Annotated in this window: 12 protein-coding genes; all 12 read left to right on the top strand. The window is 46.0% G+C overall.

Translation table 11 applies throughout. From position 1 onward, the window contains the following. Positions 1-12: 12 nt before the first annotated feature. The 12 genes from rpoC (at position 13) to A0765_RS07250 (ending at position 13,304) form a co-directional block, all read left to right on the top strand. A complete protein-coding gene (gene rpoC, locus A0765_RS07305) occupies positions 13-3,657 on the top strand; it encodes a DNA-directed RNA polymerase subunit beta' (protein ID WP_015604273.1) in 3,645 nt (1,214 codons plus the stop codon). A gap of 254 nt (positions 3,658-3,911) precedes the next feature. Then, positions 3,912-4,583 (top strand): CPBP family intramembrane glutamic endopeptidase, encoded by a 672-nt coding sequence (locus tag A0765_RS07300; protein ID WP_005591269.1) that lies wholly within the window; start codon positions 3,912-3,914, stop codon positions 4,581-4,583. Between the two features lie 146 nt (positions 4,584-4,729). Next, on the top strand, positions 4,730-5,359 hold the full coding sequence (locus A0765_RS07295; protein ID WP_005591268.1) for a hypothetical protein: 630 nt from the start codon (positions 4,730-4,732) through the stop codon (positions 5,357-5,359). Between the two features lie 185 nt (positions 5,360-5,544). After that, on the top strand, positions 5,545-6,495 hold the full coding sequence (folP, locus tag A0765_RS07290; RefSeq protein WP_062005676.1) for a dihydropteroate synthase: 951 nt from the start codon (positions 5,545-5,547) through the stop codon (positions 6,493-6,495). A gap of 2 nt (positions 6,496-6,497) precedes the next feature. Next, complete coding sequence (locus A0765_RS07285; RefSeq protein ID WP_062005674.1) at positions 6,498-7,841, top strand: bifunctional folylpolyglutamate synthase/dihydrofolate synthase; 1,344 nt, start codon at positions 6,498-6,500, stop codon at positions 7,839-7,841. Beyond that, the gene (gene folE / locus A0765_RS07280) at positions 7,822-8,376 is read left to right on the top strand and encodes a GTP cyclohydrolase I FolE (RefSeq protein ID WP_002903492.1); all 555 of its coding nucleotides are present in this window, start codon (positions 7,822-7,824) and stop codon (positions 8,374-8,376) included. Before A0765_RS07285 ends, folE begins: the two co-directional genes overlap by 20 nt. 87 nt (positions 8,377-8,463) lie before the next feature. After that, entirely contained in the window at positions 8,464-9,276 is an 813-nt protein-coding gene (gene folK / locus A0765_RS07275; RefSeq protein ID WP_062005671.1) for a 2-amino-4-hydroxy-6-hydroxymethyldihydropteridine diphosphokinase, read from the top strand. 93 nt (positions 9,277-9,369) lie between these two features. Next, entirely contained in the window at positions 9,370-10,077 is a 708-nt protein-coding gene (locus A0765_RS07270) for an ABC transporter ATP-binding protein (protein ID WP_062005669.1), read from the top strand. A gap of 1 nt (position 10,078) precedes the next feature. Continuing rightward, positions 10,079-10,867 (top strand): ABC-2 transporter permease family protein, encoded by a 789-nt coding sequence (locus A0765_RS07265; protein WP_062005667.1) that lies wholly within the window; start codon positions 10,079-10,081, stop codon positions 10,865-10,867. Next, complete coding sequence (locus tag A0765_RS07260) at positions 10,867-11,589, top strand: lantibiotic ABC transporter permease (RefSeq protein WP_062005665.1); 723 nt, start codon at positions 10,867-10,869, stop codon at positions 11,587-11,589. The genes A0765_RS07265 and A0765_RS07260 overlap by 1 nt, the downstream gene beginning before the upstream one ends. Positions 11,590-11,601: 12 nt before the next feature. Beyond that, positions 11,602-12,300 (top strand): response regulator transcription factor, encoded by a 699-nt coding sequence (locus A0765_RS07255; RefSeq protein WP_062005663.1) that lies wholly within the window; start codon positions 11,602-11,604, stop codon positions 12,298-12,300. After that, complete coding sequence (locus A0765_RS07250; RefSeq protein ID WP_062005660.1) at positions 12,267-13,304, top strand: sensor histidine kinase; 1,038 nt, start codon at positions 12,267-12,269, stop codon at positions 13,302-13,304. Before A0765_RS07255 ends, A0765_RS07250 begins: the two co-directional genes overlap by 34 nt. Positions 13,305-13,406 lie beyond the last annotated feature (102 nt).

The following is a 13,406-nucleotide window of genomic DNA, read 5'->3' as shown; positions in this document are numbered from 1 at the left end:
AGGTAAGAAATAGTGGTTGATGTAAATCGATTTAAAAGTATGCAAATCACCCTAGCTTCTCCAAGTAAGGTCCGTTCATGGTCTTACGGAGAAGTGAAGAAGCCTGAGACAATCAATTACCGGACCTTGAAGCCAGAACGTGAAGGCCTCTTTGACGAGGTGATCTTCGGGCCAACCAAGGATTGGGAGTGTGCCTGCGGTAAGTACAAACGGATTCGTTACAAAGGGATTATTTGTGACCGCTGTGGTGTCGAAGTAACACGGACTAAGGTTCGTCGTGAGCGTATGGGCCACATTGAGCTTAAAGCACCGGTTTCTCATATTTGGTATTTCAAAGGAATCCCAAGCCGTATGGGCTTGACTCTGGATATGAGTCCGCGCGCCCTAGAAGAAGTCATTTATTTTGCGGCTTATGTGGTGATTGATCCTAAGGAAACACCACTGGAGCATAAATCTATCATGACGGAGCGCGAGTACCGTGAGCGCCTCCGTGAATATGGTGCAGGTTCATTCGTTGCCAAGATGGGAGCAGAAGCGATCCAAGACTTGCTGAAACAAGTGGATTTGGAAACAGAAATTGCGGCTCTCAAGGAAGAATTGAAAACAGCTTCTGGTCAAAAACGAATCAAGGCTATTCGTCGTTTGGACGTTTTGGATGCCTTCTACCGCTCTGGCAATAAGCCAGAATGGATGATTCTCAACATCCTGCCAGTCATTCCGCCAGATCTACGTCCAATGTTGCAGTTGGATGGTGGCCGCTTTGCCTCATCTGACTTGAATGACCTCTACCGTCGTGTTATCAACCGGAACAACCGTTTGGCTCGTTTGCTTGAGTTGAATGCACCAGGTATCATCGTTCAAAATGAGAAGCGGATGCTGCAAGAAGCGGTAGATGCTTTGATTGACAACGGTCGTCGTGGTCGTCCGATCACAGGTCCAGGTAGCCGTCCACTTAAATCTTTGAGCCATATGCTCAAAGGTAAACAAGGACGTTTCCGTCAAAACTTGCTGGGTAAACGGGTTGACTTCTCAGGACGTTCCGTTATCGCCGTTGGTCCGACATTGAAAATGTATCAATGTGGTGTGCCACGTGAAATGGCGATTGAGCTCTTCAAGCCGTTTGTCATGCGGGAAATTGTTGCCCGTGACTATGCACAGAATGTGAAAGCTGCTAAGCGCATGGTAGAGCGTGGCGATGAGCGCATCTGGGATGTCTTGGAAGATGTTATCAAAGAACACCCAGTGCTCCTTAACCGCGCACCGACCCTTCACCGTTTGGGTATCCAAGCCTTTGAGCCAGTTTTGATCGACGGTAAAGCCCTTCGCTTGCACCCACTGGTCTGTGAAGCCTACAATGCCGACTTTGACGGTGACCAAATGGCAATCCACGTTCCATTGTCTGAAGAAGCACAGGCTGAAGCTCGTATCCTCATGCTGGCTGCTGAGCACATCTTGAATCCGAAAGACGGAAAACCGGTTGTAACACCATCTCAGGATATGGTCTTGGGTAACTACTACCTGACCATGGAAGAAGCAGGTCGTGAAGGCGAAGGTATGGTCTTTAAAGACCGTGATGAAGCCGTGATGGCCTTGCGTAATGGCTATGTCCACTTGCACACTCGTGTAGGTATCGCGACAGATAGTCTCAACAAACCTTGGACAGAAGATCAAAAACACAAGATCCTCATGACCACAGTAGGTAAGATTCTCTTCAACGATATCATGCCAGAAGAGCTGCCTTACCTGCAAGAGCCAACGAATGCTAACTTGACAGAAGGCGTTCCAGCTAAATACTTCTTGGAGCCAGGTAAAGACATCAAGTCTGCTATTGAAGCCCTAGAGCTAAATATTCCATTCAAGAAGAAAAATCTAGGAAATATCATCGCTGAAATCTTCAAACGCTTCCGCACGACAGAAACATCTGCCCTGCTGGATCGCTTGAAAGACCTAGGTTACCATCATTCTACTCTGGCTGGTTTGACAGTGGGTATTGCTGACATTCCAGTCGTAGAAGACAAGGCAGAGATTATCGAAGAGTCTCACAAGCGTGTAGAACAAATTACCAAGCAATTCCGTCGCGGTATGATTACTGATGACGAGCGCTACAATGCAGTGACTGCTGAATGGCGTGCTGCCCGTGAAAAATTGGAAAAACGCTTGGTTGCTAACCAAGATCCGAAGAACCCAATCGTTATGATGATGGACTCTGGAGCCCGTGGTAATATCTCGAACTTCTCGCAGCTTGCCGGTATGCGTGGTCTGATGGCGGCTCCGAACGGACGTATCATGGAATTGCCAATTCTTTCAAACTTCCGCGAAGGTTTGTCTGTATTGGAAATGTTCTTCTCTACTCACGGTGCCCGTAAAGGTATGACCGATACGGCCCTCAAGACAGCCGACTCAGGTTACTTGACTCGTCGTCTGGTTGACGTTGCTCAAGACGTGATTATCCGTGAGGACGACTGTGGTACAGACCGCGGCTTGCTTATCACTTCTATTACAGAAGGCAAGGAAATGATCGAGTCTCTGGAAGAGCGTCTCAATGGTCGTTACACTAAGAAGACGGTTAAACATCCAGAAACTGGCGCAGTTATCATCGGTCCAAATGAATTGATCACCGAAGACAAGGCGCGTGAGATTGTCAATGCTGGTGTTGAAGAAGTGACGATTCGTTCCGTCTTTACATGTAACACTCGCCACGGTGTCTGCCGTCACTGTTACGGTATCAACTTGGCGACTGGTGATGCGGTTGAAGTCGGTGAAGCAGTCGGAACCATCGCTGCCCAATCTATCGGGGAGCCAGGTACACAGTTGACCATGCGTACCTTCCACACGGGTGGGGTTGCCTCTAATACCGATATCACTCAGGGTCTTCCTCGTGTCCAAGAAATCTTTGAAGCCCGCAATCCGAAAGGGGAAGCGGTCATCACTGAAGTCAAGGGTGAAGTTACTGCCATCGAAGAAGATGCATCTACTCGTACCAAGAAAGTCTTTGTAAAAGGTGCAACTGGCGAAGGTGAATATGTGGTGCCATTTACAGCCCGTATGAAGGTGGAAGTGGGCGACCAAGTTTCTCGCGGCGCTGCCTTGACCGAAGGTTCTATCCAGCCTAAGCACTTGTTGGCTGTCCGTGATGTCTTGTCTGTTGAAACTTACTTGCTTGCTGAGGTACAAAAAGTTTACCGTAGCCAAGGGGTAGAAATCGGCGACAAACACATTGAGGTAATGGTTCGTCAAATGATTCGCAAGGTGCGCGTCATGGATCCAGGTGACACAGATCTTCTTATGGGAACTCTCATGGATATCACAGACTTTACAGATGCTAACCGTGATGTGGTTATCTCAGGCGGTGTGCCTGCGACAGCTCGTCCAGTCCTCATGGGAATCACCAAGGCTTCCCTTGAGACAAACAGCTTCTTGTCTGCAGCTTCCTTCCAGGAAACAACTCGTGTCCTGACAGATGCTGCTATCCGTGGTAAGAAAGATCATCTCCTTGGCCTTAAGGAAAATGTTATCATCGGTAAGATTATCCCAGCTGGTACTGGTATGGCTCGTTACCGTAACTTGGAACCACAAGCAATCAATGAAGTTGAAATCATTGACGAAGTTGTGGAAACAGCAGAGACTGAAGAAGTTGAAACAAGCGTAGAATCATAAAAACTTGCTTGAGTTTACATATAAAAGTCTATCAGGAAGAGAATCTTGTATTCTCTTCCTTTTTTGCTAGCTTGGACGGAGGAGGCGCGGTTAGAATACAACTGGAGGTTTCAGAGATCCATTTTGTTGCTATATCGAATCAACAGCTTAGAAAAGAGCTTCCTAGTGAGCAGATGGCACATTTTTTGATTTTATATGGCTATTAGCTGTACAGGAAGGGAAAAATTCGATATACTAAGTAAAAGGAGGAAGAAATGAAAATTTTTTTGCAAAAAGTAGAATATAGTTTACTGGCTTTGTTTTTAGCCGTACAGACTCAAGTTCCTTTTGTACTGATCCAGTTTTACAAAGGTCGAGATCAAAGTTTTTCAATGGGATACACCTTGCTTATCCTGATGATTTATTTGCTGATCATTTTTTATGCCCTGCGAATGGCTAAAAAAGAAGGCTTACTGACCCTTGATTTTAGTTTTTTTAACTTAAAATCGGTAATCTGGCTAGTATTATCCTATCTGATAACTTTCGGAGTTAGTATTTTTGCTGCGATTATTATGGTTCTAGAGGGCCAACTTTCAGGAACGACAGCCAATCAAACTGCTTTGCAAAACTTGTTTCAGAGTACGCCCGTTGTTTTGCTTATTGTGGGAGCTGTTTTTTCAGCGCCAATTTTGGAAGAGATTATTTTCCGTGGTTTGATTCCCCAAAAGCTGTTTCCAAAGCATGAGTTGATTGGTCTGATAGTTGGTTCTATCCTTTTTGGTTTTTTCCACGGTCCGACCAACATCGGTAGTTTTGTCCTTTATGCTGGTATGGGGGGCGTTCTAGCTTTGGTGGTTCACCAGACTAAGCGTTTGGAAATGGGAATTTTAGCCCATATGTTACGGAATGCCATTGCTATTTTGGTGATGATTATTTCACAAAGTTAACTAGATATCATTCATGGATGAAGAGGTCAGATTGACCTCTTTTTTGACATTTCAGGGATAAAAAGTGACTTTTGAGGACATGGAGCTAGCAAAGCGAATCTTTTGTTCTATAATGAGAATTGTATCTTAGCTTTAAGGAGTAAAAAATGAGGCTCACATTTCAAAAATCTATCCAAATATTATTAGTAGCTATGCTAATGCAATCGGTCTTGCTGCTTTTGGTTCATCCGATGACCAATCGTTTCGCTTTATCGAGGCCTAACTTGCTTTTTATCTCTCTGTTTTTGCTTATTCTCTTAGGGTATGCCTCTTACTTTTCTCATGAGTGGCGGGATTTTAAGATAGAGCTACGGGCTTCCAAGCGGTTTCAGCACTTACGTTGCTTTTATTTTTTGATGATTGCAAGCAATGCAGCGAGTCTCGTTCTCCTCTGTGGGCAGTCGAGTTCTGAGCTAACGCCTTTGCAGCAGCTTATCTCAAACAGTTTTTCCGCTTCCTCCTTGCTACTACTTGGCATGGATTTATTTGGAATGTCATCACAGGCTAAGCAAAACAGGCAGATGAAATACAGAAAGAGTTGGTGTATTGTCTTGGGACTTGCTCTCTTTGCTTTCCTGAAAAATCCCGGAGAATCATCTTGCTTTCTAATTTATCTAAGTTTAGGTATGGCTTTTGTCCAGCTCTTAAAAGCCTGGGTTAGCTCTCTAGAATTGTCCTTACTGGCTCATCTTCTTCGGAATTTACTTCTGATCCTCCTTTTGCCTTTCTGTTTGTAAAAAGTGTTTTCTTAAATAGCGGAATTGTGGTAAAATGATAAATGAAACAAGAGTCTGAGAGGACTGCTTGTAGGATCAAGTGCAGTTTGTAAAACTGATGCTGCATCTGCTGTTGGCTTTGCGGTACACTAGATGGGTGTGCTTTTTTGTTGAAAGGCAGTAGCAGCAAGGGGAAAGGAAATACGATGAATCTAAGACAACTTGCTCCAGAGGGCAAGACGGCCCTTTGTGGAATCCTCAATGTTACCCCAGATTCCTTTTCGGATGGGGGCAAATATGATACGGTGGAAAAGGCTCTGGAGCAGGCACATAAGATGATAGCTCAGGGAGCTCATTTGCTAGACATCGGTGGCGAGTCGACTCGTCCAGGCAGCCATTTTGTGGATATTGAGGCAGAGATAGGGCGTGTGGTACCAGTCATTGAGGCTCTTCGTCGGGAGACTGATATTCTCATTTCTGTAGATACTTGGAAGGCGTCAGTTGCAGAAGCAGCTTTGGCCGCTGGAGCTAATATCATCAATGACATCACAGGACTCTTGGGTGATGAGAGAATGGCAGTTGTGGCTGCCAAGGCTGGAGCGCCAGTTATCGCCATGTTCAATCCAGTCATGGCTCGGCCCCAACATGCTAGCTCGAAAATCTTTCCGACTTTCGGCTTTGAGCCAGCTTTTACCAAGTCAGAATTAGCAAATTTTGAACAGCTGGATATTGAGTCACTCATGTGGGCATTTTTTGAAAAGACACTGGCAAGAGCTGAGAAAGCTGGCCTGGACCGTGAGCAAATCATGCTGGATCCAGGGATTGGCTTTGGCTTGACCAAACGGGAAAATCTCTTGCTCTTACAGGAATTGGACAGCATTCATCAGGCAGGCTTTCCCATTTTTCTGGGTGTCTCTCGTAAGCGCTTTTTGGTCAATATCTTGGAGGAAAATGGTTTTGAGACTGACCCAGAGACAGCCGCTGGTTTTCAAAACAGAGACCTAGCTTCAGCTCATTTGACCAGCATTGCAGCTAGTCAGGGTGTCGAGGCTGTCCGAGTGCATGATGTGGGAGTCCACCGGATGGCAGCCGAGATTGGCGATGCTATTCGACTGGCTCAGAAAATGGAAGATCTAAATTTACGGCAGTATAAGTGACTATGATAAAAGAAGAATTGCCAGATTTAAGCTGGCTGGAAGCCTATCGGACGGATAGTCCTAATTTTGGCTTGGAGCGGATGGAGCGGATGCTGGTGCTGCGGGGAAATCCTCATTTACAGCTGTCAGTGATTCATATAGGGGGGACCAACGGGAAGGGCTCAACCATTGCCCACCTGCGTCAACTCTTGGAAATGCGAGGCCTGCGTGTAGGAACCTTTACCTCCCCCTATTTGATCAGCTACAATGAACAAATCGCCATCAATGGTCGGTCTATTCCCAATCAAGATTTGTCGCGCCTTCTAGAGACTTATCACGCTCTTTTTGAGGAGCAAGCGAACGATGAGGTTTTGCAGGGAGTGACTGAGTTTGAAATCATGACGGCTTTGGCCTATGATTATTTGGCTCAGGAGCGGGTCGATGTGGCCATTATGGAGGTCGGCATGGGCGGTCTCTTAGACAGTACCAATGTCTGCCATCCTGATTTGACAGCCATTACGACCATTGGCTTAGATCATGTGGCTCTGCTGGGGCATTCTCTGGCAGCGATTGCCGAGCAGAAGGTGGGAATTATCAAGCCAAATGTTCCCTTGGTGACTGGACAGATTGAGCCAGAAGCTCTGGCGGTTATCGAGGACAGGGCTCATCAAAAGCAAGCTCCCCACTATGTTTATGGGCAGTCTTATCAAGTACATAGCTTGGAGGGAACTGACTCAGGAGAGCATTTTAGCTTTTCCAATGCTCATCGGGAGGCGGAGCCTTACCTGACGCCTCTGTTGGGGCAGCATCAGGTAGACAACGCTGGTTTGGCGATTGAGCTCTGTGACCTCTATTGCCAGCTCAAGCGGCTACCGCTGTTAACAAAAGAGCAAATAGCCGCTGCTTTAGTGGCGACAATCTGGCCGGGTCGGATGGAGCAGATTTCGCACCAGCCTCGTATTTTGCTTGATGGCGCCCACAATCCACATGCCATGGAGAGGTTGACGAGGACCTTGAGCCAGCATTATCCAGACTTGGATAAGAAAATCCTTTTCAGCTGTATCCAGACCAAGTCTCTGGAGGAAATGGTGGGTCAGCTCAAGCAGGTGCCTAAGAGTCAGCTAATTTTGACCAATTTTGCAGATCCACGGAGCTTTTCCAAAGAAAAAATGGAGGCGCTGGCCTGTGAGCAGGGCTTGGACTATGCTGATTGGCAGGGATTTTTAGAGGCTTATTTGAAAGCTGAGCATGGGACCGATGAGCTCTTGCTGATTACGGGCTCCCTTTATTTTTTGGCTCAGGTCAGGGCCTATATCATTGACAAAGAAAAAGAATCTAGGAGTGAATATGGACACGAAGAAAATTGAAGCAGCTGTTGCTCAGATTATTGAGGCGGTTGGAGAAGACGGAAGCCGCGAAGGCTTGCAGGAGACGCCACAGCGCATTGCTAAAATGTACCAGGAAATCTTTGCTGGGCTGGGCGAGACTGCTGAGGAGCATCTGGCCAAGTCTTTTGAAATCATTGACAATAATATGGTGGTGGAGAAGGATATTTTCTTTCATTCCATGTGTGAGCACCACTTTTTGCCATTTTACGGGAAGGTTCACATCGCCTATGTGCCTAATGGTCGGGTAGCAGGCCTGTCCAAGTTGGCCCGAACAGTAGAGGTCTATGCCAAGAAACCGCAGATTCAAGAGCGATTGACCGTAGAGATTGCTGAGGCCTTGATGGATTATCTGGGTGCTCAAGGGGCCCTGGTCTGGGTGGAAGCTGAGCATATGTGTATGAATATGCGCGGAGTCAGAAAGCCTGGCACTGCAACGGTTACTACAGCCGCGCGCGGTATTCTAGCGACGGACAAGGACCTGAAAAATGAAGCTTACAAACTGATGGGGCATTGATCTCATCAGTGGTGAAGCATGTCAGGAAAGGTTAGATTGTTTTATCAAGGATAAAATGCAGAAACTTGAATCAGAAAGGATAAGAGAATGGATCAGCTGCGCATTAAGGATTTGGAAGTGTATGCTTATCACGGTCTGTTTGGAGCGGAAAAAGAACTGGGGCAGCGTTTTGTGCTGGACTTGATTTTGGACTATGATATGACTCGAGCGGCCAAAACAGGCGACCTGACAGCTTCTATCCACTATGGAGAACTGGCTCAAGATTTGACCCACTGGTGTCAGGAAAGCAAGGAAGACTTGATTGAGACGCTGGCTTACAAGTTGATTGATCGGATTTTTCTGACTCACCCTTTGGTGCAGAAGGTCAGCTTGGAGGTCAAGAAGCCTTGGGCGCCAGTGCCGCTGCCTTTAGAGACCTGCTCCGTCAAGCTAGTGCGTCAAAAGCGGAAGGCCTTTATCGCTTTGGGAAGCAATCAAGGCAGCCCAGCTGCCAATCTGGATGCTGCTTTGGAAAAAATGGCAGAGCAAAATATAAGAATTTTGCAGGCATCAAGTCGCATTGAGACAGAGCCTTGGGGTGGGGTTGAGCAAGATCCGTTCCTCAATCAAGTTGTTGAAGTTGAGACTTGGCTCAATCCTGAGGAGTTAATGCAGACCCTGCTGGCTATCGAAGCGGATTTAGGGCGCGTGCGGGAGATCAAATGGGGGCCTCGTGTGATTGATCTAGATATTCTTTACATAGGGCAGGAAGAGATATACAGTCCGGACTTGATTGTTCCTCATCCTTATGTGGCTGAACGAGCTTTTGTCTTGCAATCTCTGGTGGAAATCGCCCCACACTTTGTCGATCCCGTGCAGAAAAAAAGCATCCGCCAGCTCTGGGATGCGGTTGAAAGATGAAAAAAGAAACTTGTCGCGAGGCAAGTTTTTTTATTATCTGAACTTTCTCTGAACTTGCCCTTGTATACTAAAGAAAAACAAAAGGAGTTCAGTATGGAACATATGGTGAAAATAGAAGGCGTCTGCAAAAAGCATGGGAGTAAGCAGATTTTAAAAGATATTTCTTTTACAGCTAGAAGTGGTCGGATTACAGCTTTTCTGGGGCCAAATGGTGCTGGTAAAAGCTCGACCTTGAGGATTCTCTTGGGATTAGATCGGGCGACAGCAGGGACTGCGACTTTTGATGGGCAAACCTATCAGTCAATGACCTATCCGCTCAGAACGGTAGGTGCAGCCTTTGACGGCATTGGCGGTCTGCCAAATCGAAAGGTCTATGACCACTTGAGGATTATTGCGGCGAGTAATGCTATTTCCAAGTCTCGGATCGATGAGGTTTTGGAGATGACTGGAATCGCTCATAAGAGGAAGGACCTCTTGTCAAGCCTATCTCTAGGGGAAAGTCAGCGGCTGGGTTTGGCAGCAGCTTTGCTGGGTGATCCTCAGTTTCTTATATTAGATGAGCCGACTAATGGACTAGATCCAAGTGGGATCAAGTGGTTTAGAAATTTCATCCGTCAGCAGGCTGACTTAGGGAAAACGGTACTTCTATCCTCTCATATCCTGTCAGAGGTGCAAATGGTGACAGATGATGTCGTCTTGATTCATCATGGGCGAATTATTGAGCAGGGACGATTGGAAGAGGTGCTGCAAGATTCAGACAGTCTAGAAGATCTCTTCTTTGATTTGACAGAGGAGGTTTAAAATGAAAGAAACGATGTCCTTATTGCATTCAGAATGGTTGAAAATTCGCTCAACCAAGGCTTTCAAAGTGAGTATGGCCTTCATGCTGCTATTGGTGCCTGCTGTATCCTGGCTGGAGGGTCGACAGTATTTATCTGTCGGCTTGGATGCCACGCCTGAGACGGTTCCCGGTCTGGCAGAAGCCATTGACCCGTTGGAATATCTAGGCCTCAATGGTGCCTCTATGGCAGGCATGGTTTTGGTCATCTTAGCTGGAATTTTGGGAGCTATGGAATTTCAGTCTCATAGCTTGAGAACCAGTCTTTTATCCTGTAACAACCGCCTGAAGTTGCTTGTGGGGAAACTCATGACCTTTGCTTGCATTTCTCTTGCCAGTAGCTTTTTATCAATCTACTTTAGTTATATGGTCATGCACCTGGCTTTAGGAAAGGAAGGGCTTGATCCGATTCTGCTCAATCAGGCAGCTTGGAGTTTGATTTTGTGGAAAACTTTATCTCTAACCTTATTAGGAATCCTTTCATTTTTGTTAGGTTTATTGGCTCGGACCATGCTGGTTCCTCTGCTTTTTCTCGTGCCCCAGATCTACAATCTGGGAAACTACCTGGCAGCTCACACGAGTTGGGGGGCTTATTTGCCACAGCCAGCAGGAGAGTTGTTTGCGGCAACCCCAACTTCCCAATATACCAACAATCCCTTGCAAGGGCTCTTGATACTAGGCGCATGGTTACTAGTCATCGGCAGTATGGCCTCTCTGCGCTTTTTGAAGACTGATTTAGGAGGGCGATACTGATGATAAAAGCTCTGCTTAGAAGTGAATGGATTAAGTTCCGTTCTTACTATCTCGCTCTTGGTGCAGCCTTGGTAGCTCTGGGAGTCGTTCCTTTTTTTCTGATGAATCTTGACTACAGTCAGACAGCAGTTGGCCAGACAAAGGCTCTGAGTGAGGCTTTGCATGCCCTCTATCTGGCGCAGCCTGTCATCGTCATCTTTACTTCTCTCTATTTTGCCCAGGAGTTTGTCAAGTCTGGGATGCGAACGAATTTTCTAACCGTATCAAATAGAAGGGCTTGGTTGGCTGGGAAAATCTCATTTTTGAGCTTGTTGCTCTTGGTTCTCTATAGTGTCATTATAAGTAGCTGTTTCTTTGTTATGCTGGCTCGTTTTGACCTAAACTTTAGCTGGTCCTTGCTGGGGAAATTCCTCTATTACAGCTCTTTTGGTCTTCTCAGCAATCTTTTTCTGGCTTTTTTAACTGCCGGCCTCGCTTTGCTATTTCAATCTTGGGTTGTGCCGGTGTCGGTGCTCTTTCCTCTCTTGATTGGTCTTAGCCGTTTATTGGCAACGTTCATCAAGGAAGCAAAATACCTGCCCGATCTGGCTACCCTAAATCTTTTTGAGTATGAAGGACTTCAGCATTCAATAGATCTATCAGGGCTGGGAATACAGCTGTTCTGGCTAGCTTTGGTTTGGAGCTCTGCTATATTCTTAAGCTTGAAACGAGATGTTCGCTAGAGGTATGCTATAATGGAACTCATGAGACAGTATCGTATTTTGGTGGTTGATGATGACCTGAGCATTTTGAAGCTGGTGAAAAATGTCCTAGAGCTTGACGCTTATGATGTGACGACACTTGATCGGATAGAAGAGCTAGAATTGACGCATTTTGTCGGATATGACTTGATTCTGCTGGATGTGATGATGGAGCCTGTTAATGGTTTTGAGCTGTGTTCCTATATTCGTCCTCATCTTTCGTGTCCCATCATCTTTTTGACGGCCAAGGAATTGGAGGCGGACAAGGTGGAAGGGCTCTTTCGCGGAGCAGATGACTATATTGTCAAACCTTTTGGGACCAAAGAATTGCTGGCGCGTGTCAGAGCTCATCTTCGGCGGGAGGAAAGACGTGAGGAGCGCTATTCTGAGATTGCTTCTTGTCAATTTTATCCAGAGCGCTATGAAGTTGCTTGTTTTGGTAAAGTCTTGAAATTTTCAGAGCGAGAGTTTAAGTTGCTACATTTACTAGCTAGCAATCCCAAGCAGAGCTTTTCAGCTGAACGCCTGCATACCTTGCTTTACCCAGAAAGCTCAGAAACACAGCTTCGCTCCATCTCAGAATACGTATATCAGATTCGCCAAAAATGCAAGCAAGAAGGGTTGCAAGCAATCGCAACAGTGAGAGGAGTAGGCTATAGATGGCAATTAGAACCCGAAATTTCAAAAGCCTAGTCTGGACAACCAGTTTAAAAATCGTCTTTTTCCATGTTTTGATTTTTGTGCTTATAGGCTATGAATTTACGCAAGGCAGTAATCACGTTCTTTTCACCTTGTTCTTTTGGGCAGGGAGCTTGCTGCTGATTACTTTTTATCATATTTTGAAATTGCTCCGAAAAATCGACGGGGAAATAAAAATGCTAACGAGCGAGAAGCTTTTAGAAGAAAATCAAAGTCAGCTTTTTCGGATTGAGGAAATGCTAGAAGTCTATAGCGATTTACGGAGCAGCCACCAAGATAATGCTCGCCTTCTAGAAAGAGAGCAGCAGCATAATCAGGAGTTGATTTTACAGCTATCAGCGACATCGCACGATTTGAAGACGCCCCTAACTGTGATTAAGGGGAATGCTGAGCTCTTGGAATTGGCGCAGTTAGGCCAGCCACAGGCAGACTATGCTGCTGAGATTTTGCAGGCTAGTCACAAGATGGAAGAGTATTGTGGCTCTTTGATTGATTATGCTAAGACTTTTCAGATTGATGCTAATCAGTTCAGTCAGCTTTCCTTGGAGGATTTTTTGGCTGATCTCCAGAACGACTGGGCACTGTTCAGCAAACAGGAAAGCTATCGTTTTTCTCTCCAAGAAGATTGTGATCTTAGTCTGATTTTGTCCATTCATTTGGATTATCTCAAGCGAGCTTTGCTCAATATTTTACTGAATGCGCTTGAACATGCAGACCAGAATCAAAAGGAAGTCAAGCTAACGGTATCAGTGCAGCAGGACCAGTTAGTTTTTGCTATCTGGAACAATGGCCCTGCATTTTCAGAGGAGATGCTGCTGGGAGCGGAACAGCTCTTTTATCAGAGTGACCAAAGCCGCAATTCAGCTAACCCCCATCATGGTATCGGCCTAGCCTTTTCTAAGCAGGTAGCTCTCTTGCACGGTGGTCGTCTGACTCTGCTAAATCCAGATCAAGGAGGAGCCTATGTCGAGTTGACTGTGGCTTTAAAAAGCAAATAACAAAGGAAGTTAATAAAGATGATAAAAGAGAGTGAGACAGAAATCGGTAATTCGTTAGAATTCGGTTTCGTCGTCCCACCTCCGCACAGTTGAGTAGGGTTG

Origin of the sequence: Streptococcus cristatus, from assembly GCF_001588905.1 — a bacterium.
Lineage (GTDB): Bacteria > Bacillota > Bacilli > Lactobacillales > Streptococcaceae > Streptococcus > Streptococcus cristatus_N.
Note: the sequence above shows the minus strand (reverse complement) of the source record. Positions and strands in the feature narration are given on the sequence as shown.

What these genes read in the sequence shown, in the direction of transcription:
- A0765_RS07285 (WP_062005674.1), top strand. Translation starts at nt 6,498, where the DNA reads ATGATAAAAGAAGAATTGCCAGATTTAAGCTGGCTGGAAGCCTATCGG.
- folE (WP_002903492.1), top strand. Translation starts at nt 7,822, where the DNA reads ATGGACACGAAGAAAATTGAAGCAGCTGTTGCTCAGATTATTGAGGCG.
- A0765_RS07255 (WP_062005663.1), top strand. Translation starts at nt 11,602, where the DNA reads ATGGAACTCATGAGACAGTATCGTATTTTGGTGGTTGATGATGACCTG.
- folK (WP_062005671.1), top strand. Translation starts at nt 8,464, where the DNA reads ATGGATCAGCTGCGCATTAAGGATTTGGAAGTGTATGCTTATCACGGT.
- A0765_RS07265 (WP_062005667.1), top strand. Translation starts at nt 10,079, where the DNA reads ATGAAAGAAACGATGTCCTTATTGCATTCAGAATGGTTGAAAATTCGC.
- A0765_RS07260 (WP_062005665.1), top strand. Translation starts at nt 10,867, where the DNA reads ATGATAAAAGCTCTGCTTAGAAGTGAATGGATTAAGTTCCGTTCTTAC.
- A0765_RS07270 (WP_062005669.1), top strand. Translation starts at nt 9,370, where the DNA reads ATGGAACATATGGTGAAAATAGAAGGCGTCTGCAAAAAGCATGGGAGT.
- A0765_RS07250 (WP_062005660.1), top strand. Translation starts at nt 12,267, where the DNA reads ATGGCAATTAGAACCCGAAATTTCAAAAGCCTAGTCTGGACAACCAGT.
- folP (WP_062005676.1), top strand. Translation starts at nt 5,545, where the DNA reads ATGAATCTAAGACAACTTGCTCCAGAGGGCAAGACGGCCCTTTGTGGA.
- A0765_RS07300 (WP_005591269.1), top strand. Translation starts at nt 3,912, where the DNA reads ATGAAAATTTTTTTGCAAAAAGTAGAATATAGTTTACTGGCTTTGTTT.
- A0765_RS07295 (WP_005591268.1), top strand. Translation starts at nt 4,730, where the DNA reads ATGAGGCTCACATTTCAAAAATCTATCCAAATATTATTAGTAGCTATG.